This is a genomic window from Bradyrhizobium sp. Ken64 (assembly GCF_055807555.1).
Map to the genome: position 1 here is coordinate 26,742 of NZ_JBVVPA010000019.1, position 20,546 is coordinate 47,287.

The 20,546-nt window shown below is 64.4% G+C and carries 17 protein-coding genes and 1 pseudogene; 9 read left to right on the plus strand and 9 right to left on the minus strand.

The window, feature by feature from the left end; all coding sequences use genetic code 11:
- Positions 1-12: 12 nt before the first annotated feature.
- The 6 genes from AC0L2F_RS26995 to AC0L2F_RS27020 are packed head-to-tail and all read left to right on the plus strand — an operon-like array spanning position 13 to position 6,167.
- Complete coding sequence (locus AC0L2F_RS26995) at positions 13-990, plus strand: hypothetical protein (protein WP_473250481.1); 978 nt, start codon at positions 13-15, stop codon at positions 988-990.
- 33 nt (positions 991-1,023) lie between these two features.
- A complete protein-coding gene (locus AC0L2F_RS27000; RefSeq protein WP_473250482.1) occupies positions 1,024-1,830 on the plus strand; it encodes a Mu transposase C-terminal domain-containing protein in 807 nt (268 codons plus the stop codon).
- Positions 1,831-1,842: 12 nt separating this feature from the next.
- Positions 1,843-2,898 (plus strand): ATP-binding protein, encoded by a 1,056-nt coding sequence (locus AC0L2F_RS27005; RefSeq protein WP_473250483.1) that lies wholly within the window; start codon positions 1,843-1,845, stop codon positions 2,896-2,898.
- Positions 2,895-5,246 (plus strand): hypothetical protein, encoded by a 2,352-nt coding sequence (locus AC0L2F_RS27010; protein ID WP_473250484.1) that lies wholly within the window; start codon positions 2,895-2,897, stop codon positions 5,244-5,246. The genes AC0L2F_RS27005 and AC0L2F_RS27010 overlap by 4 nt, the downstream gene beginning before the upstream one ends.
- 21 nt (positions 5,247-5,267) lie before the next feature.
- Positions 5,268-5,753, plus strand: a complete 486-nt coding sequence (locus tag AC0L2F_RS27015; protein WP_473250485.1) for a hypothetical protein — start codon at positions 5,268-5,270, stop codon at positions 5,751-5,753.
- Positions 5,754-5,765: 12 nt separating this feature from the next.
- The gene (locus AC0L2F_RS27020; protein ID WP_473250486.1) at positions 5,766-6,167 is read left to right on the plus strand and encodes a glyoxalase superfamily protein; all 402 of its coding nucleotides are present in this window, start codon (positions 5,766-5,768) and stop codon (positions 6,165-6,167) included.
- 118 nt (positions 6,168-6,285) lie between these two features.
- Here AC0L2F_RS27020 and AC0L2F_RS27025 read toward each other — a convergent pair whose 3' ends face one another.
- Entirely contained in the window at positions 6,286-6,981 is a 696-nt protein-coding gene (locus tag AC0L2F_RS27025) for a hypothetical protein (RefSeq protein ID WP_473250487.1), read from the minus strand.
- A gap of 477 nt (positions 6,982-7,458) precedes the next feature.
- On the opposite strand from AC0L2F_RS27025, the gene AC0L2F_RS27030 reads away from it, so the two are divergent.
- Positions 7,459-8,487 carry an IS110 family RNA-guided transposase gene (locus AC0L2F_RS27030; RefSeq protein WP_473250488.1) on the plus strand — a complete coding sequence of 343 codons (1,029 nt, stop codon included), beginning with the start codon at positions 7,459-7,461 and terminating at the stop codon, positions 8,485-8,487.
- Positions 8,488-8,860: 373 nt separating this feature from the next.
- Here AC0L2F_RS27030 and AC0L2F_RS27035 read toward each other — a convergent pair whose 3' ends face one another.
- The 7 genes and pseudogenes from AC0L2F_RS27035 to AC0L2F_RS27065 all read right to left on the minus strand — a co-directional run.
- Entirely contained in the window at positions 8,861-9,706 is an 846-nt protein-coding gene (locus AC0L2F_RS27035; protein ID WP_473250489.1) for a copper chaperone PCu(A)C, read from the minus strand.
- 110 nt (positions 9,707-9,816) lie between these two features.
- Positions 9,817-11,244, minus strand: coding sequence for a cytochrome c oxidase accessory protein CcoG (ccoG, locus tag AC0L2F_RS27040; protein WP_473250491.1), 1,428 nt, complete (start codon positions 11,242-11,244; stop codon positions 9,817-9,819).
- Between the two features lie 181 nt (positions 11,245-11,425).
- Complete coding sequence (locus tag AC0L2F_RS27045; protein ID WP_199198744.1) at positions 11,426-11,740, minus strand: metal-sulfur cluster assembly factor; 315 nt, start codon at positions 11,738-11,740, stop codon at positions 11,426-11,428.
- Positions 11,737-12,240, minus strand: a complete 504-nt coding sequence (locus tag AC0L2F_RS27050) for a DUF2249 domain-containing protein (RefSeq protein WP_473250492.1) — start codon at positions 12,238-12,240, stop codon at positions 11,737-11,739. The genes AC0L2F_RS27045 and AC0L2F_RS27050 overlap by 4 nt, the downstream gene beginning before the upstream one ends.
- 12 nt (positions 12,241-12,252) lie before the next feature.
- A complete protein-coding gene (locus tag AC0L2F_RS27055) occupies positions 12,253-13,560 on the minus strand; it encodes a hypothetical protein (RefSeq protein ID WP_473250493.1) in 1,308 nt (435 codons plus the stop codon).
- A 33-nt stretch (positions 13,561-13,593) separates the two neighbouring features.
- Positions 13,594-14,772 carry an NnrS family protein gene (locus AC0L2F_RS27060; RefSeq protein ID WP_473250494.1) on the minus strand — a complete coding sequence of 393 codons (1,179 nt, stop codon included), beginning with the start codon at positions 14,770-14,772 and terminating at the stop codon, positions 13,594-13,596.
- A gap of 408 nt (positions 14,773-15,180) precedes the next feature.
- A pseudogene (locus AC0L2F_RS27065) lies at positions 15,181-15,529 on the minus strand (Crp/Fnr family transcriptional regulator); the annotation flags it as partial.
- A gap of 607 nt (positions 15,530-16,136) precedes the next feature.
- Between AC0L2F_RS27065 and AC0L2F_RS27070 the strand changes: the two are divergent.
- A complete protein-coding gene (locus AC0L2F_RS27070) occupies positions 16,137-16,859 on the plus strand; it encodes a Crp/Fnr family transcriptional regulator (RefSeq protein WP_106946483.1) in 723 nt (240 codons plus the stop codon).
- A 289-nt stretch (positions 16,860-17,148) separates the two neighbouring features.
- On the opposite strand, the gene AC0L2F_RS27075 is transcribed toward AC0L2F_RS27070, so the two are convergent.
- Positions 17,149-18,024, minus strand: a complete 876-nt coding sequence (locus tag AC0L2F_RS27075; RefSeq protein ID WP_473250495.1) for a ferritin-like domain-containing protein — start codon at positions 18,022-18,024, stop codon at positions 17,149-17,151.
- A gap of 199 nt (positions 18,025-18,223) precedes the next feature.
- Here AC0L2F_RS27075 and AC0L2F_RS27080 point away from each other — a divergent pair, with 199 nt between their 5' ends.
- Positions 18,224-20,536 (plus strand): 4Fe-4S binding protein, encoded by a 2,313-nt coding sequence (locus AC0L2F_RS27080; protein WP_473250496.1) that lies wholly within the window; start codon positions 18,224-18,226, stop codon positions 20,534-20,536.
- Positions 20,537-20,546: the final 10 nt, after the last annotated feature.

The window sequence follows — 20,546 nt, forward strand, 5'->3', positions numbered from 1 at the left end:
AGGAATCCAGACATGCAGAAGTTCATCCGCACTCTCATTGCCCCGCTGCGCGGCTTCTTCGGGCGCAGCAATCACGACACCGTCGAGCCGGCGGCAGACTGCTCCGAGGATCCGATCGGCGGCGAGGTCGACGATGTCGACCCGACCCGCTTCGACACTACCGTCGGCCACCGTGAGCACTTCACCGCCGAGGGGCCACTCGAACTGGCCATCATCGACACCACCCGGCTCGACGTGCACGTGCTCGACGGCCGAATACTGCTGCCGCTCGGGCGCCCCTTTCTCACCGCCTGCCTCGACGTCTATAGCCGCATGCCGCTCGGCTACTCCATCACGTTCGAGCCGCCGTCGCTCTCTTCCGTGCTGGCGACGCTGAAGCGCGTCAACCGCCACAAGGGATATGTCCAGACGCTCTATCCGCAGATCAAGCGGCCGTGGGACGCCTGGGGATGCCCCACGAAGATTTTGCTGGACCGCGATTTGGCGCGCCAGTCGCCCACTTTCCAGCATTCGATTTCGAACCTCGGCATGGAAATGCACTACGCGCCCGCGAACACGCCCCAGTACAAGGCGATCGGGGACCGCTGGTTCGACACGGTGGCGAAGGGCCTCGCTCACATGCACGCCGGCGCGGTTCGGCACAACACCTACGTCATGCCTCAGGCCGGACTCGATCCGTCGAAGGAGGCGCTGGTCACCTTGGAAGACCTCAACGAATTTCTCCACGAACTCATCGAGGTCTACAGCTACCGGCACCATGACGGCATCAACGCCATTCCGGCGCGCAAGTGGCAGGAAGGCCTCGTCGTCCAGCGCCGCCGCTTCATCAGCAACGTCGCGGCAATCGACCACGTTCTCGGCTCCGTCCACACGGCCGGCAACGGCATCAAATTCCGGAACATGCGCTGGCACGACGAGACCGCCACCAGCACGCGCGTGGACGACCTCGTGCGCTTCGACACGAAGCGCAGCCACGACCCGCGGTCGTGACTGAAGACCGGTACCCAGGGAAAGGACCGACATATGCGTAACTTCATCGGCAATTTCATCGAACGACTGCGCGGGCTCATCCGCAACCCCCCGCCCAACACGACCGAGCTCATGGTCGTCGACGGTACACCCCCAATCTACGACGAGCTGAATAGCCAGGTCGAACTAGGCCGCTTCCAGAGCGCGGCCCTCACGGCGTCCGGCATCCGCTTCAATGGACTCCGCTACCACAGCGCCGCCCTCGCCGAGATGCTGACCAGGATGGAATCCGGCGGCATCAGGGAGGTGAAGATCAAGGATCCTTCCGATCCGTCCATCATCTTCGTGTGGGACAGCACCGCTCGACCGGCTCCGCGCTGGATCACCGCCGGGATCGCCGAGCCTCTGACCAGCACGCCGATCGCGGAGCACGCGCTCCTCCGCGACTTCGCCAGAAAGGAGGGCCTCGCCTTCGGCACGGACGAGGAGCGTTCGGAGGCGAGGGCGCGCCCGCAGCAGCACTGGGAGAGGCTTATCGGCGCGCCGTCCATGCGCGCGAACCGGGAAGCACGGCGCCATACCGATGACGATTGGTGGGACGCAACGTTCGACGACGAACGCCTGCGCATCGGCGACGACAGCGGGCTTCCGGAGCGCCGGCACAAGGTCACCCCCCTCAAGGCCGATCGCGCGAAGAACCGCAAGGAGGCCGACACGATGGCGACGACAGCTCCGCGCCTCCCGGCAAGCAAAAGCCGATCGTCCAACAAGCTCGCCCAGGCCAAATGCACGAAGTCGCGCAAAACGGCCGCCTCCAAGACCAAAGTCCCGACGCGGGTTTCCCGCACCAAACCCAAGTAACAGGAGAACGTGATGAAGAAGGACCTCATCCAGGCCGGCATCGAACGTTTGGCCAAGTTCGACGAGATCGTCATCGAACACCCCAGGCTCGGCAATATCCGGCAGAAGACGCACTGGCTGCTGGGCAGCACGAGCAGCGTGGTCCGCGTCAACGAGGCGCGCCGAGCGGCGGCCAAGGGCCGTCCGTGCAAGATGAAGGAGCTCTGGGTTCTCCCGATCGTCGGACCCAGCGGCTCGATGAAGAGCACGTCCATCGGCAAAGTGGTCGACGAGATCAATGCCGACCCGAGCTTCGCCGAAGGCGACATCCCCGCGTCCCTCGTCACGATGCGGGGCGTAAGGACCCCTCGCGCCTTCCTCTCCCTGGTGCTCGAGAACTATGGCGACGCCGCCCACGAGATCATTCCGGGATCCGGACCGATCAACGCGCAGGTCGTCTCGCGCGCCATCTACGAGATCGCGAGAACCAAGCGCACGCTCCTGCTCATCATCGACGAAGCGCACGAAATGCTGCGCCACGACGGCGGCAAGACCGGCCACTCGATGGCGATGCTGATCAAGACCATGGTCAACGAGGGCATCTTTTCCGTGATCCTGGTCGGCACCGAGGAGATGCTCGCGCTCTTCCGGTCGAAGGAGCTCAAGTCGCGCAGCGTAGCGGACGAGGACGCCACGCTGCGCCCCTTCGACATCAAGAAGGAAGCCGATCGCAAGTATTTCTTCCGTTTCCTGCAGCGCATCGAGGACGAGATGGTGAAGACCGGCGTCGTCGACGAAGCGCTGGGATGGCTGTCCACCTTGGAGGACCGCGCCAAGATCTACGACATGTGCGAGGGGGTACCTGGCATCGCCTGTCGGGTGCTCCGCATGAGCCTCGAACGCGCCCTCCGTCAGGGACGAACCTCCGTCACGTGGCCGGACTTCGAGAGCGCCTTCAGGGCGTTCAACGCCACCGAACCGCGTCCCCTGTTCGACCCGTTCGCCAACGGCCCCCGCAAGGAGACGCTCGGCCGCCTCAAGGCTGATGCCGCCGTAAAGGCCAAGCGAGGCGGCAAGGAGGCGGCATGACCATCGCAAGCCCGCCGAAGAGGTTCATCGCAACGGTGGGCCCGCCCTACGTCGACGAGAGCGTGCGCGGCTTTCTGGGCCGGACGCTCTCGGTGACCGCCGTCAGGAACGTCGCCACGCTGCTCAAGCTCGCCGACGCGACCAAGCCCAACGCGGTGTCGATCGCGACGACACTGACGGATCCGGACGAGATCGCCCGCATCGCCACGCTGGTCGGGTGCACGCCGCAGGACATCGTCTCGCGCACGTACCGGGCCGGCGAATTCGCCCACTCGGGCTCCGAATCGATCGATTTCTTCGGCACGCAGATCCGGCTGCACCTTCGCGAGACCCGGTACCGTCGGGTCTCGCCGAGAGCTCTCGAGATCGCGCAGTACCACCGCGCGCCATGGGAGCTCCGCCCTCTCGCCCACGACTTCCAGACGAAGGAAAAGCTCCTCGACACCTGCCCGGCGTGCCGTCGCAAGCTCGGGTGGCTGCGCGCCGACCTGCCATTCCTCTGCGACAAGTGCGACGCAGACCTGCGGGACTTCCCGCAGCCGATCTTCCCCGTCGACGACGATGAGGGCTACGGTTTCGTGCACGGGCTCGTCGATCCGGACCCGGCCCGAAAGGAAGCCGCCCGCCGGCTGCTGCCGGAAGCCTGGCGCGACTTCTCCAACGCCGACTTGTTCGAGACCGTCATCGCGCTGGCGTCCGGCCTGACGCTCGATCCGGCCCGAAGCGCGAAAAGCGCCCAGGGCCGCGGCAAGAGCAGCGAACAATTCGAAGCCTTGACGCCGGAGCTCTTGGCTCTCGGAGCCCGCGCCGTCATCGGCGGCGAAGCCGGCTTCGCTTCGCTGGCAGAGCGCCATCGCGCCGACATGGAAAAGCGGCCGCAGCACTACGGGCGCCGCAAGGAGCTGGGTGCGCTCGCCTACGTCATTCACGACAAGCACATCGAGCCGAAGATCCGGAAGTTGCTCGGCGGCATGATCGACGCCGACATGAAGGCCACCAGCCGCGACCACTTCCTGCGCAAGGGCGCGGACGCCGGCGGCTCCATGCTGTCGATTCAGCAGCTCTCTGCGGCCTGCGGGGTCGAACGCCCGATCCTGCAGCGCTTGGCCAACAGCGGGCTCGTTCCCGTGGCTCGCGCTCAGAACGTCCAGTCCCCCGTTCGGATGTCGATCCAAGCCGTCATGCCGCTGCTGCTGCAGCTGAAGGACGCCGTCAGTGAGAGCGTCGCAGCCGGTCTGCTTGGAGTTCCGCCAACCGTGCTTCCCAGCCTGGCCGAACGCGGCCTGATCCGTCGACTGGACGGACCGATCTGCGGCTTGGTTGCCGGCTTCGTCGCCTACAGCAAGTCGTCGATCGATGATCTCATGGACAAGGTTTGGTCCGCCGCGCGCCCCGCCGGCGACCGGTGCCGCTCGATCGCAGTCGCGGCCCGCGCCATCGGCACCGGTGAGACGCCCTGGGCGGCGATCATCTCGGCCATCGTCGCCGGCGACGCCGGAGTTTTCGACAAAGGCACCAAGCGTCGCAACATCCGCGTCAGTCTCGCGGTGGAGGACGTCGATGCCTTCGTGGCAGGCGTCGCCGGCCATCTGCACGAAGATCCCTCCGCCTCCACGCCGCCCGAGTGGATCGCGCAGTCGACCGCCGCAGAGATCCTGCACGTCAATGTCGCCTTCCTGTCCCGGCTCGCCGGCTCCAGGCCGGATCTGCTGGCGCAGCGCGGCCCCGGCTACACGCCGTACGCCAGCATCGAGGTCCACGCGCTCGCCGGCGTGTACATGTTCGTGGCCGAGATCGCGCGCCGCAGCGGGATGCACGCCCGCCGGGTGCCGACCTGGCTGCGCTCGAACGGCGTCCATCCGGAGATCGCGCTGCAGGCGAACCGCGACTTCGGATACCTGCGCCTTGCCGTCGAGCCGCTGCTCGACAAGCTCCTCGACGATACCGCCGCGAAGAACGCCTCGCTCGCCGAGACGCCCGAGACCGTCCGCACCCGGTTCATCGCGGCCGTCGCGGCCGGTGCCGGCCCCAAGGCCACCGCCGAGGCGATGCGACTGCCCTACCGGAAGGCCAAGCGCTGGGTGGAGGTCTGGCGCAAGACTGGAGCGGTCGCCGAGCGGAAGCACGGCTACCGCTCCAAGCTCGACGCGCAGGAAGACTTCCTCCGGGAGCTCTTCGCCAGGCGCCCGACCATCAAGCTCGCCGAAGTGCACGAAGCTGTCACCGATCGCGGCGTGAAGACCAGCAAGACCGCCGTCTGGAATGCGCTGATCCGCTTCGGGCTGGCGCTCGCCGACCGCGACGTCCGTCATGCCGCTGATGTCCAGAAGCTCCTCTCCCAATCCTGAAACTGAAGAAAGGAATCCAAGATGAAATCCGACAACCTGCAGTTCACACCGACGCCCGCGCGCAAGGTGACGCGCCCCAACGAGGCCTGGATGGTTGATTCCATGATGCTCGATTTGCGCCAACGGATATTGGTCAGGCTGGTCACCGACGTCGGCGCGTGCCGGCCGTTAAGCGCGACGTTGACATTCGGGATCGCCGACATCGGCACCGGACTGGAGCGGCTGGCCGATCGCTTGGGGAGGCCGAAGCAAATCTGGCTCGACAGCTACTACAAAGCTCGCCCCGACCCGGCTCTCAAGTCCTGGACTGAACAGCATCGCATCTCGATCATCTACGTCCCGATGCGGATGCCCCCGATGATGTCCCTCTCCGAGCCGCTCTACCGAGATCTCAACGCCTTCCTCCGCGACAAGCGTTTCCCGACGCTCTTGGAGCTCGGCGACGAGATCGAGCGCTGGCGCCAGTCGTATCGCGCGGAGCGCCCCCTTTCCAACATCAACCAGTAACAGGAGTACACGATGATCATCACGATGAGCGAAGAGCGCATGAGGGGCATGGCAAAGCGACTGCGCAAGGTGCTGAGCGGGCTCGGCGTCGAGCTCAAGCACACCGCCTGCCTGGAGCTCGCGGCCAAACTGTGCGGCTTCGAGAACTGGCGCCACTTTTGCCTGCGCAATCCCGACGAGCCGCTCAGCCTCCTCGACGACGGGGTCTCCGATGACGAGTTCGCCACCCGCGACGCGTTCCAGATGGCGGTGCTGCAGGCGGCAGGCCTGGACGCGGTCGCCCGCGAGCTGCTGGACCGCGCGAACCCGACGGGCTCATGGGCCAAGCAGTCCGAGGAGGCCGCCAGCGAGTACGACGTCGGCAACGACCCCGGCCGCTGGAGCCGAGACCTTCCCGCAGCAGCCGAAAGCTAGTCCTTCAGGGACGTCCGCCAGGTGGCGGACGCCTCTCCTTCGGCCCTGACCTCGGTTTCCCGGTGTCTTGTCGTCCAGAGGCACGTTTCCGCCGACGAGAAAGAGCCTGTCATGGCATCTAGCTCGCCGGGATCGGCTCGGCCGCCATGATCTGGTCGAAGGTCACTTCGCTCCATTCCCGGGTCCGCCGGTCGTACTCCATGAACCGCCCCTTGTTGACCGAGAAGATCCGGTATTCGGGAAACTGGGCGAACGCCTGATCGTGATCCATGAAAGCTTCGACTTCGATCCCGTCGCCGAACGCCTGGCGGACGAGCACAGGCAGGAATGCGAAGATGCCGATCACCCGATCGTTCTTGACCGACCATTCGTTGGCGGTCTGTCGACTGTCGATGCTGCGAGCGCAGTTCTCAGGCGACGGCGGCAGTCCCGCAGATACCAAGCGGCCGGTCGCCGGATCGGTATAAGCCCCGCCGTCGCCTGGCCCCACCGCGGTCACGCTGTCGTTGTCGTCGATGTCGACGATGATCCCGATGCTGCCTCCGGCGTTGGCTTCCTCGGGCGCCATGGCTGGATCTTGGTGCGGCCCGATATCGCCGGCTTGGATCGTGCTGCAGCATAGTGCCTGGTCGACGAGACCCATCGCGGTCCGGAGATCGTGGGGAAAGATCAATTCCGGCCTGCTGGTCTGGGGCGTCGAGAAATGCACCAGCAGCGCCTGCCGCTCCCGAAGGAAATCGCGGATGGAAAAGTCGGCTTGATCGGTCGCCTCCCGGGCCTGGGCGGCTTCGATGAGAGTGTTCTTTGTGTTCATTGGGTATTCCTTTTCTTGTTTTTGGCCGGTTCAGTTCATGGTCATCCAAGGCCGTCGGCGCGGCCAAGGTGGAGCGCCCGGAAAAGGCGTTCGGATTATTTAGCTGCGGGAGCGCTGCTTCCGGGGCTGAAACGGAAATTTTTTTGATAGCCCTCGAAGACGATCCTCCTATGTTTAGCGAAATCGAGTTCTTAAGCTTTTCAGACAGGCCCGGGGTTACCGTACAGAACGGCGGAACGGGGGCACCGGGCCGCGATTCCGGCTATGGAGGCCCCCGATACGGTCTTTTTGGCCGCCCGCTGCTCAAAACCGCCTTTACGCCGACGACGCCGGCCGCCCGTCACGCTGCAGCAGCCGGCGGAGCGGGCCCGCCATCCGGATCCGGAGACTTGACCACCTTGTGCTGGTGTGGACGGCCTCTCATCCCCACGGTTCTATGGCGCTGTCAGCGTCACAGCTAGATGAGAGGAAAGTCTGATGAATCTTCCTGTTCGCATCGGTATGGACACTTCCAAGTCGGTTTTCCAGCTTCATGGTGTTGATGAGAACGAGGTGGTGGTGGTCCGCCGCCAGTTCCGGCGAGCCGAGATGATCCGCTACTTCGAGCGGCTTCCACCGGTTCTCGTCGCCATCGAGTCCTGCGGCAGCTCGCATCATTGGGCGCGCCTGCTGCAGTCGTTCGGTCACGAGGTGAAGCTGATCCCACCTCAGTACGTGAAGGCTTACGTGAAGCGGGGCAAGAACGACGCGGCCGATGCCGAAGCGCTGTGCGAGGCGGTCACCCGGCCGAGTATGCGGTTTGTAGCGGTCAAATCGAAGGAACGCCAAGCGGCCTGCATGTTAATGACTGTGCGGGAACGCCTGGTCAGCGTGAAGTCGCAGCTTTCCAATGCTTTCAGGAGCTATGCGGCTGAGTTTGGCATCGTCGGCCCCGCCGGTCGGCAGAATGTCGCGCAACTTATCAAGCGGGTGCTCGAGGATGATAGCTTACCGGAAATGGCAAAGGATCTCTTCCGACTCCAAGCAGAGGAATATGCCACGGTCGAAGCCCGCCTGGCAAAGATCGAAGCCAAGCTAATGAGGTGGCACCGCGACGATGATGTCAGCAGGCGGATCGCGACGATTCCCGGCGTCGGTCCGATTGGGTCGTCCATGCTAAGCATGAAGGCGCCGCCGCCGGAGACGTTCAGGTCAGGCCGCGACTTTGCCGCTTGGCTCGGACTGACACCCAAGGATCATTCGACGGGCGGCCGGCAAAGATATGGCGGAATCACAAAGGCCGGAGACTCAATGCTCCGATCGACGTTGATTGTCGGCGCGACCGCGCTGCTAAGGCACATTCGAAAGGGCCGTCATAAGCCCACACCCTGGCTTGCATCGCTACTGGAGCGAAAGCCGCCGAAATTGGTGGCGCTGGCCTTGGCCAACAAGTTCGCCCGTATCGCTTGGCGATTGAGGATATCGGGCGGAGTATACAACCGACCGGTAGCCGCCATGCCCGTCTGATCTGAAATCGGCACCGCGAGCGAGTTGCTCGGCGGATAGCCCACGAACTTGCAGGACGCAGTAGATGGAAGGACCGATCGGTCGATACGCGCGAGCTTCCGTAGATTACACTGGCATCATCAAGGTCGCCTATGTGCTTGGAGCGTGCGTAGCGAACACCATCTTGGCCAGCGGACTTTGTCCGCGCAAACAGGCCGGACATCTGATAGCAAGCGATCAGGTCAAAAGTCTGCTACCATCCTGACAAGTGGGGGGCCGTCCACATCTGCAATCTCTACAGCATGACGAAGAACGTGGTCTGATCCGTTCGCTTATGGGTTTCGCAAGGCATAAGGCAGATCAACAGCGTCACTGGACTTCTCCGCCTCTGTCCTCATTCGATAAGGATCGGCGCGGCCATATCGATCCGCTCACCCGGCTTCATGTCGATTCCGAGGGACAGCGACCACTTGCCTTCCGTCGCGGCCGTGGTCCGGACCTTCCAGGTATCAGAGCTCACCCGCTCCGCGGTGGCGGCCAGGGGTGCCACGTTCCTGTCGGGGCTCGATAGTGTCACCGACAGCGCGTCGACCGAAAGCGGCCTTTCGTCGCCATCCTCGAGCTTCACCAGGATCTCGACCGGTCCGTGGCGCCCCGGCGTGATCGTGACGTCCGCCATCACCCGCGTCCCGCAGAGATGCGTGAAGAACGGCTCGTCCGCCTGTGCGGCTTTGATCGCAGGTGCCGCGGCCGCTGTCGGGGCGCTCGATGCGATCTGCAGCCTCGGCCCCTTCGCGCCGACAGGCCCCACCTCGAAGTCGACGTCCATCCGTCCGGCGCGCTCGAACCTCAGAGCGACCGGAATGCGCTGTCCCTCCTCGAAGGGCGCGGTGAGGCCGACGAACATGATGTGATCTCCGCCGGGCGCGAGCGTTACCGTCTGATCCGGTGGAATCAGCAGGCCGTCTTCAATGGGGCGCATGGTCATGATGCCGTCCTGCATCGACATGCGATGGATTTCGACCTTGCCCGCGGACGCGCTCGACGCCGACAGCAATCTGTCGGGTGCAGCTCCGCGATTTTCGATCGCCAGATAGCCGCCCGCGACCTTGGCGCCCTTGGGGGTGGCGCGGCTCCAGGCCTGACCGACGACGACGTCATGGGCCGAGGTCGGGGCGGAGCCGATGAACGCCAGAGCGGCGGCTACGACGATCATGGCCTTGGGAATGTGGTGCAGCATGACTTGACCTCCGAACAGGTCCGGAACGGACTAAACGCCGGTCCCGGCTTTCGATCTAAGCTTCGCAGACGGGCGCGCCTTCGACGTTGACGCGGCGCAAGCTCGAACGGCTAGTGATCGACGAACCTGTCCTTTGCGGTCAGGACCACAGCGCCGGTCTCGTCGCGAGCCGTGAACACCACGTCGCCCCGACCGTCCGCCGACCCCGTCAAAGTCACCCGCAACGCTTCGGATGTCTCGGGCCCCACCATGAAGGAGGAACCATTCTGGATGCCGACGATGACGAGTTTGGCGTCGACGCCGCCGACGGATAGCGTGTAGCTGTGCGGAGCCGACGACTTGTTCAGAAGCTTGACCGTATAGGCGTTGCGCAGCGATCCGTCCGAGAGCTGGACGGCCACGGGATCGCGGTCGTGCTGAACGGAAAGGATGGCCGTTGTCTTGGTCGCGAACGCGACGCCTATCGTGGCGGCGAGCCCCACGCATGCGGCGGTCAAGCCGATCGTCTTCGGTCGTACCAGCCTGTTGACCGGCTGCTCCTTCCGATGGCCCCGCTCGATGTTGTTCCAGCTTTCGTAATCGATCAGACCGCGTGGGCGGCCGAGCTTGGACATGACCCCGTCGCACGCATCGACGCAGAGCCCGCAGTTGATGCACGCGAAGTTCGGGCCCTCGCGGATGTCGATCCCGATCGGACAGACGGCGACACACTGGCCGCAATCGACGCAATCGCCTGCCGGCCTGCCTTCGAGCCGGACCGCCGTGGACTTCTTGGCGGACATCCGCTGTTCGCCGCGATAGTCGCGATAGTTCACGGTGTAGGCTTCCGGATCCCAGATCGCGCCCTGCAACCTTGGCCACGGACACATGAACGTGCAGACCTGATCGCGGGCGAAGCCGGCCAGCCCGTAGGTCGTGCCGGCGAAAACGACGATCCAGGTGGACGCGTTCGCGGACACCTCTCCGGACGCGAAGCCCCGCAGCAGGGCCGGCGCGTCCGTGAAATAGAATATCAGCGTGCCGCCGGTCGCTAAGGAGATCAGCAGCCAGGCCGCGTGCTTCGCGGCGATCTGGGCGGCGCGTTTCGCAGTGAGCGGGGCATTCCTGTTCTTCAGGCGCAGACGGCGGTCGCCTTCGATCAGCCGTTCGACCAGCAGGAACAGGTCGGTCCAGACAGTCTGCGGGCAGGCGAAGCCACACCAAAGACGTCCCGCCAGCGCGTTGGTCAAGATCAGGATGGTCGCGGCGAACACCATGAGGCCCGTGACGAGGTAGAGATCCTGCGGCCAGATCTCCACGAAGAACGCGTAGAGACGTCCGTTCGCGAAATCGAGCAGGACGGCCTGGTCCGGCGCGTTGGGCCCGCGATCCCAGCGGATGAACGGGGTGGCGTAGTAGACCGACAGGGTCAGCAGGAGGATCCCCCACTTGATCCGTCGGATCGGCCCCTTGACGGACTGGGGTACGACGGGCTGCCCTGCGGCCGCTGCGGCCTTGGCTCGGGTCTTGGCGTGATCGATCTCGATCGTGAGGGCCATGGCGTCAGATCCCCACGGCCGACAGCGGGGTTGGCATGACCTTGCGAAATTCATCGAAAACGGCGACCTCCGCACAAACAGGGCGTCGCCCCGCTGAAGGATGGTCTCAAGTCCTGCAAGCCGCGACGTTGTCGGGGCGCAAACTCGACTTCGAACGCGCCGTCCCGGCGCCAAAGGCAACTCAGTTCACGGCCGCGAACCCGAGTGAAGCCTTGATCGACGGCTCGATGAGATCGGGCGTCCAGGCCGGATCGAAAGTCATCGTCACGTCGGCAAAAACGACCCCCGGGACGGCAGAAGCGGCTGCCTGCGCCCCTTCCCTCAGAAAACCCGTCGCGGGGCATCCCGGGGTCGTCGCGGTCATGGTGATCCGGACTGCCCCCGCCTCGACGGCGATGTCGTAGACGAACCCGAGGTCGACGATGTTCTCCCCGAGCTCCGGATCGATCACGACCCGCAGCGCGTCGCGCACGCGGCCGACGAGCTCGCCGGTCACGACGGGGCCCGGACTGTCAATTCGTAGGTGGCGCCGTCCGGCGTGAACCCGCCCAGCCAGCGGAAGCCACGCTTTTCCAGCTGCGGAAACAAGAACACCGGCTCCCGGCGCAGGAACGCCGACAGCGTTTCGCCGGGGCCGAGCTTGTCCGCTTCCGCGAGGATCCTGATCATGGGTTCCGGTGGGTCCAGATCCCTGTTGTCGAGCGTGACGGCGGGAGCCGGCCAGTTGTCGAAGATCGATCCGGCCGCTGCGACCTCCTCGGGCCGGGGCTCCCCCGGCGTGAACAGGACTTCCCACTCGCCGCCTTCAAGGGCCTGCTCCGCATGAGCGAAACCTTTCTTCTCCATCACGGCGAACAGCGGGATCGGCTTAAAGGTCGCATAAAGACGCAATCCCTGTCCGGGCTCCAGGCCTTGCAGCGCCGACATGATCACCGAGAAAGGCTCGCCTCCAGCGCGCAGGATCGGGCGGACGTCGACGTCGATGTAATCGGTCATGGTGTTCCTCTCTCAGTTTCTTGCGAACAGAAGATGCGGCGGGACCGCCCCGGCGGGTAGCCGTAGCGGGCTCGCGACGTCGCAGAGCCGACGGATACGCACGATTTCATGGACGATGCCGACGACTCCGACGGTCATCGCAGCCGCCGCCACGCGGAATGCTGTCGGCTCGCCCGCCAACAGGGCCACGGTCCCGAGCCAGACCGCCGCGTAGTAGACGACGAACCATTTCGTCGCCCGATTCTCGGCGACGAGATCCTGGACGCGCGGCGTGGGAGCGCGGCCCATCACGGGGCCGTAGGTTTCCAGCCACGTTAGGAACGCGACGATCTTGTAGAGATTCGCGAGCACCAGACCCGACAGCCACCCAAACACGGCGAGGAAAGCGAAGGCGCCGACATGCGGCGTGAAACCGTCGAAAAAGACGAGCGCGACCCCCAGAAGCGCCGCGCCAGCCAGGCTCGCGAACGAAAGCGTCGCCATCCGCATGTTGAGCTCGAGCTGGCGCCGTTTGCGGTTGCGGAAGATGCCGGCGACGTCGCGCCCGTACAAGCCGGCGCACACGAGGCCTAGGAGCGCGGCGATCGACAGCACGATTGGCAGACCGGCCGCGAGCCCGATCGCAAGGGCGCCGCCCGCCACGGCGAACGTGACGGCCATCGCTCCCATCGCGAGCGTGACACGGCTTTGCCGGTCGTCGACGTCCGGAGCCAGCATGAACATCGCCAGCAGACGGTAGCTGACGCCCATCGCCGTCAAGGTGAGCCAGCCTCCGAGACCGGCGATGGCGTGCAACGGGATGCCCCTCGCGAGAACCGTATCACCGAAAGATCCGGCCCATCCCGAGAGTGCGAAAGCGAAGAACGATCCGAAGACGACGGTGACGCCGAGGCAAGCCAACCCGACGAGAACGAAACGCGCCGGTCCCGTCGGGCGCAGCCATGCCGTGAGCCCAAGGTCCGCCACGACCAGGCCGAAGCCGGCGACCAGCAGAACGGCGCCGAGCGGCAGCGACCAGAACGCCGTCGGAAGTCGGCCGTCGAGCGAAAGAAACCCTCCGAGCAGCGACAGGAGGCCCACGCTCAGCAGGGCAAGGGCCGGCAAGGCCCATTTCTCCGCGAACAGCGGCTTGGCCACCAGGACCGGAACGAACTGAAACAAGGCGCCGCACATGGCGAGGCTTAACCAGCCGATGCAGGTGACGTGAACGAGAACGAGCGTGTCGGGAGAAGCGATGTCGGCAGTGGGATAGCCGACGCCAACGACCATCATGAACAGCGCGACGAACAACCACGCGAGCGCCGCCGCGAAGTAGGTCATGGTCCATCGGGAGATGCTGGCGCCGATCATCGATCAGAACTTTCGCGTGCGGCAAAGCAGCGGTGCGTAGGCGAGAGCAAAGCCGAAGAAGGCGAACGTCCATGCGATGCCTGCCACCGCCAAAAGCGAGACGGAGTGGCTGGGCTCCACCGCCGCGCACATGCGCGCGAGAGCGGCGACCACGATGGCCGCGTAGACGGCCTGGACGAGCCCGGATGCCTTCAGCGCCTGACCCGTGTGTCCGAGCGAGGCGCGCGTCATCACCGCGAGAGTCATCGACCCGATAGCCCCGCCGGTCCAAGCGTGAATGCCGGCACTCGGGACGACGAGATCGACCGCGGAGAGCGCCGAGAGGAAGAAGCCGACGGGAACGAAGGCGTAGGCCACGTGCAGGATCAGGACGAGGCGATCGGAGAAGGTCCGCTCTCCTGCCCAGCGAACCAAACGGGCCAAGTGGAGAAGCCCTGCGACAGCGAGGGCGACCGCGGTCGACCGACCCGACGGATAGATCACCCATGCGGCCAAGGCGCAGACGCCAGCGACCATCGCGAGCACGTCGAAGCGGTTGAATGGAACCGGATGGCGTCCCGGGGGGCGGCGCGCAAGCCAGTTGCGCGTGAAACTCGGCACGATCCTGCCGCCGATGACGCAGACCAGGGTGACGGCGAGGGCAACGCCGGCGCGCGTCGAAAACTCCGCGAGTCCCGTGATATGAGCCTCGATGTGGAAGGCGACGTTCGCGGCGGCGAGCAGCGAGACGATGGCGACGACCTTCAGGTTGTTCCACTTGCGTCCGGCTAGTATTTCGCGCGCGGCCGCCGCCGCGAGAAGAACCAGAAACGCGGCGTCGACCGCCAGCGCCATTCGCCAACCGATCACGTCGGAGAACGAGGTCGCGGCTCTTCCCGCGACCCAGGACCCGAACAGCACCGCCAGCGGCTTGCCCTGGATCGGCAGTCGTCCCGTCCAATTGGGAATTGCGGTCAAAAGGAACCCCGCTACGACGGCGCTGACGTACCCGAACAGCATCTCATGGACGTGCCAGTCCCGCGGCGCGAACGCGGTCGGCAACGAAAGGTCGCCGGCGAACGCCGCGAGCCATAACGGAACCGCCGCGCCGGCGTAGATCGCGCCGAACAGGAAAAACGGGCGGAAGCCGTGCGACAGCAGGGCCGGTCCCTCGTAGTCCCTCAATTTCTGCATCGTCGCCATGGCGCGCCTTCCCATCGAATTAACGCCAGAATAGGTGGTCGCCGTCGCCCTCTCTTTGTCGAGGCTCAAACTAGTGAATCATCCGCCCGCCTGTTTGATCGGCGACAAAGATCAGATCGGAGCCTGGATTATCTACGAACCGTCACAACGGAGAACGAGATGCGGATTTTCGAGAGACTGCGCGGGAAAGACCGGAGCGACAGCGGTATCGAGCGCAAGCTCGTCGGGAGCGTCGTGACCGACCTCATGGACCGCTTCGACGAAGAAGGTCCAAGGGAGGTCGTGGAAGAATCCAAACCGAACTGCTGCACATGCTGCTCGGCGGAGGTGAATAACCGATGGCCTGTCCGCGTCAGAAAGGGCCGGGCATCACATTCAATTGCGCGCTCGACTCCCTTTGCGTTTGGAGTCGTTCCCGAAATTCGCCAGGAGCAGAAGGAGGCGCGCCAGCCGTTTTTCACTGGAATTAAAGAGCTGGTCGATCAGATCTTCTTCAACACGACTGTTTCGGGTGAGCAGGTAACTCATGAACAGTTCGGAAAACTTGGGGCTGGTCGTGCAGCGCCGCGAGCATGGCCGTTTTCGTGATCACCGTGATCAGCGATGCCTCCATCGCTGTCGTCGTTGCACTCCGGAGCGAATGGCCGTTCATGCAGCCTTCGCCGAAGAATTGGCCTGGCTCCAGGATTCCGACAACGGCTTCCTTGCCTTGCTCGGACATGACGACGACCTTCACCCGGCCTTTTTGGATAAGGAAACCTAGTCAAACGTGATCTTTGGAGAGTGAGCAATTTTGCTCAGACATCCGAACGTGGACATGCAATTTTGCTCGCCCTCCCGGGGCTGGAAATGCCGCCGTCCGCGACGCATTTGAGCGGGCGGCGCTTTTTGCTAAGCGGCTAGACGCCTTCCCGATCGAACTTGACGATGACGTCCTCTCCGTTCTCACCTTGGAACGCCGCCGCGCAACGTGCCCTTTATGGTCTCGAGTTGTGGCCCTTGTCGGCACTACGAACTTGACCGTGTCACCGGTGCGATCTTGGCCAAGCCGACTCGAACACCATCGTGGCGCTGTCGGTGCCCTTCCTTGGCAACTTCTCCTCCACTTCGGCGGCGTGCGGGGCGCCGCGGCCAAGCCGAAGTCTGCCCAGCGTGGCGGTCTTTTCCATCTGTCTTTTTCATCTGTTTTTTCCCGAAAGGGCCGCCTGGTTCCGCCGGCCCTCGACAAGCCGATAGGCCGCACGGCATCTCCAAGATTGCGCCAGCGCAAGTTCCGGGAAGGCTTTCCGAAGTAGACAGCTGGCGCTGCCGTTGAGGCTTGCCCGGAGTGCGGGTAGTCTTTCGGCCGCACTCGAGGGGTTCCCATGGCCGCAATTGACCGGTCGCTAGTGGCCAATCTGCCGATGTTTGCCGGGTTGTCGCCCGCTGAGCAGGACGAGCTGCTGCGCGAGGCCCGCTCGGTCAGGTACTCGAAGGGCAGCGCGGTTTTCGACCAGGGCGCCCCCGCCGAGCGGTTCTTCCTTCTGCTGCATGGCCATCTTCGCGTCGAAAAGACGACCGCGCAAGGTCAGCAGACAGTGGTCCGCTACGTCTCCGCCGGCGAACTCTTCGGCGTGGCGCAAGCCATGAACATGACCCACTATCCCGCGACTTCCGTCGCCGCCGTCGACAGCATCGCGCTGTCGTGGCCCTCGTCCTCCTGGCAGCGGCTAATCGTCAAATATCCCACGCTTGCGGCGAGCGCGCTTGAGACGGTCGGCAGCCGGCTTCAGGACACCCAGGCGCGCGTCATCGAGATCTCGAACGAGCACGTGGAGCAGCGGGTGGCGCATGCGCTGCTGCGCCTCGCCAAGCAGGCCGGTAAGAAGGTCGATGCCGGGGTCGAGATCGACTTTCCGATCAGCCGTCAGGATATCGCCGAAATGACGGGGACGACGCTGCACACTGTCAGCCGGATTCTCAGCGCCTGGGAAACCGAAGGTCTCGTCGAGGGCGGCAGGCAGCGCATCGTGCTTCGCGATGCGCACCGCTTGCAGGGCCTCGCCGAAGGCGAAGAAGCCATACAGGTTCGCCGGCGCGGCCCCTAGGGGAACGTGCCCATGACCGGAGTCAACTAGAAGATGCCTCGTCCTGCGCCAGCCCGGTTGACGCGGACGCGATCGGCGGTTCTGCAGCTTGGTCGCAGCACGAAGCTGCCGGATCAGCGAAATCAGCCCAGAATCCATCGAATCTCGATCAGTTGGCGGGGCCAGTAAGCAGCTATGAGTACGTGATGGAGGACCAGAACTGCTGCTGGTCAACGCGCGGGCCGGAGCATCGCGGACGCAATCCATCTCCATCGCCGTCTCTGAATCTCCTCAGCAGCGATCGGCCGCCTTAGTCCTGGCTGAGCGAACGCAGCCAAGCCAAACGCGAGATCGCTCTCTCCGCGAGCCGCTGCAGCATTTCGACGCGCTCGGCATCGCCGGAGCGCTCGGCACCTTCGAGATAGGCGTCGGCCAGCGCCTCGGCGATCGTCGGCGCGTCCCGCTGCTCGAGCGTCTCCGGAAAGCTTCCGAAATCGCCGACCTCGTCAGCCATCCGCATGGTCGTTTCGCGGAGCTCGCGCGTGCGCACCGCAGCCGCCCCTTCCAGACGCCGCTCGAGCGCCGCAAGATGCGTCGCGAGGCAAAGCTCAAGCCTTCGCGCCTCGATCAGCTCCGCGGATAGGTCCGCTTCGTCTGCCCGCGCCCGTTCGTGCTCTCGATGATAGGCACGTCGCCGCTCCTTGCGCAGCGTCGCGACGTGACCGAGTTCCTCCTTGGCCATCGCCTCCGAAGCCTTCTTGATTTCGGGATCTTTCGAATACGCGGCCAGATAGGACCAGAAGGCGAAGGCGCGCTCCTCGTTGCGCACCGCCATCGCGAGCGCCCGGTAGGGAGTCATCAGGTTCGAAGCCTTGATTTCGGCCGTGGCGTCGGGATCGAACGTCTCAGGCGCCTCCCAGCGGACGAGGGCAGGATCCGGCAGCTTCCCGCGGCGCGACTGCGACCAGCGCTGCACGCTATCGACGTGTTCACGCTCCGCCGCCGCCAAATCGGAGAAAACCGTCAGCAGGTCGAAACGGTCCTGACGTCGCATCTCTTCGGCTAGTTCCCCGTACTTGGTCGCGGCTTCCCGCTCCATAGCGTTAGCCAGCGCGAACAGTTCGTCGAGCGACTGCAGGGTGCCTGCCGGTTCGATCTTCAAGAGCGTCGTTCGCAGCAACGGCATGATCATATTCCTCGGCTGTTTGATGCAGCGCAAATTGCGAGGCCATTCCTATCATTACATAGACCCTCTTGACGCAGCTCGATTTGCGTTGGCTCAATCGTCCTCCCGTCCGGCGTCAACGACGATCCCGGGATATCAAACATCAAATTCGAATGGAATGAGCGTGCTCGGGCAGACCCGTTCCGCTTTGAGGTACTCCATGGTCCGGAGTTGTTTCGCTCACAGACGGCCTGCATCTGCAGCGGCATTCGCGGTCATTGTCGCGATCTGCGCGACGTTGTGGGCGCATGCGGCGCTCGCGGCCGGCGATCTCGCCACTTATCTGCCGAAGGTCGCGCCCGCCGACTTCTTCCAAGGCGCCGACCGGTTCGGTCCGCCGCAGGGAGATCCGCCGATCGTTCCGGTCTACCGCGGCGAGCAGTTGCAAGGATTCGTCTACCTCAATTCCCAGTTCGCCAACGCGACAGGTTACTCCGGCAAGCCGATCCAGGTTCTGATCGGCATCGATACCAAAGGCGTGCTCAGGGGGTTCAAGCTGGTCGAGCACAAGGAGCCGATCGTTCTCGTCGGGATTCCGGAGAAGAGAATTCTGGATGCCGTCAACAAGCTGATCGGCGCCGACATGGGCGAGGTGGCGCGCGGTGCCGCGCAGGCGCCCCAAGTCGACATCGTCAGCGGGGCGACGGTCACGGTCCTCGTGCTCGGCGACAGCATCGTCCGTTCCGCGACGAAGCTGATCAAGAGCGGTCGACTCGGCGCCCAAGGCGATGCAGCCGCCAGCGCAGCGCCGCAAACGTCGAAAGGGATCGATCCCGGAATAAGCGAGGTTCGCGATTGGCAGACGCTCCTCGGTGACGGCTCGGTCCGGCGGCTCTTCCTCTCGGTTGCGGATATCAACAAGGCGTTCGAAAGCACGGGTAACGCCGCCGCGACCGCGCATCCGGAGGCAGGCGATCCCGACGACACATTCATAGATCTCTACGTTGCCGACGTCGCCGTTCCCACGATCGGACGCAGTCTGCTCGGAGACGACGGCTACCAACGGCTCGCGGGCCGTCTCAAGCCAGGTCAGCAGGCGCTCGTCGTCGCCGGATCCGGCCGCTACTCGTTCAAGGGAGCCGCCTACGTCCGCGGCGGAATCTTCGACCGCATCGAATTGGTCCAGGAGACCAACAGCGTCCGCTTCCGCGACCGCGATCACACGCGGCTCGGCAGCCTTGCCGCCGAGGGTGCGCCCGACTTTCCGGAAATCGCGCTGTTCACGGTGCCGCCCGAACTCGCGTTCGATCCGATTGAACCATGGGTGCTGCGGCTCCTGGTGCAGCGCGTCGTCGGCGCCCGGGACAAGGCGTTGGTCACCTTCGATCTCGGCTATACACTTCCTGAGACATACCTGAAGCGCCAGGCGCCCCCGGCGCAGCCTCCGCAAGCGGCGGCTTCGAAGGCGTCGACGACCTCCGTTGCCGAGATGCGCGAAGTCGGTACGCCGCCGCCCGCGTCGGACGAGGAGCCGCTGTGGATGCGGATCTGGCGCGCCAACACCGTCAAGGTCGGCTTGACCGTGGCGGCACTCGGCGCGCTCACCCTCATCTTCTTCTTTCAGAACGTGTTGGTTCGACGTCCAGCCATGTACGTCTGGGTGCGCCGAGCCTACCTGCTCTTCATCCTTGTCTGGCTTGGCTGGTATGCAAACGCTCAGCTCTCTGTCGTCAACGTCCTGACCTTCGCGAATTCGCTATTGACCGGATTCAGCTGGGACTACTTCCTCTCGGCTCCACTGATCTTCATCCTCTGGGCATCGATTGCGGCTGGGCTGCTGTTCTGGGGCCGTGGACCGTTCTGCGGCTGGCTATGCCCGTTCGGCGCCCTGCAGGAATTGCTCAACAACGTCGCGCAGGCGCTCAAGGTGCCTCAGTTCCGAGTTCCCTGGGGACTTCACGAACGGCTCTGGCCGATCAAGTATATCATCTTCCTCGGCCTGTTCGGGATGTCGCTCTACTCGACCGCCTTCGCCGAACAACTCGCCGAGGTCGAACCGTTCAAGACCTCTATCATCCTGAAGTTCGCGCGGGAGTGGCCGTTCGTCCTCTATGCGTTGACCCTGCTCGCCGCCGGATTGTTCGTCGAGCGCTTCTTCTGCCGCTACATGTGCCCGCTTGGCGCGGCTCTGGCGATCCCGGGGCGTATCCGCATGTTCGAATGGCTGCGGCGCTGGCCGGAATGCGGCTCGCCCTGTCAGCGCTGCGCCAACGAGTGTCCGGTGCAGGCGATCCATCCGGAAGGTCACATCAACGTCAATGAGTGCATCTACTGCATGCACTGCCAGGAACTCTATTTCGACGACCACCGCTGCCCGCACATGATCCAGGTGCGGCTGAAGCGGGAAAAGCGCCAGGCGATGTCGTCGCCGTCGATGCGCTCCGGCGGCAAGGGTCCGGACACGCTCATCATTGCTGGCGGGAAACCCGCTCGCGCGTCGCCCGCCGACGCCATCATTCCACCTGCAACCTGAAACCGAAAGC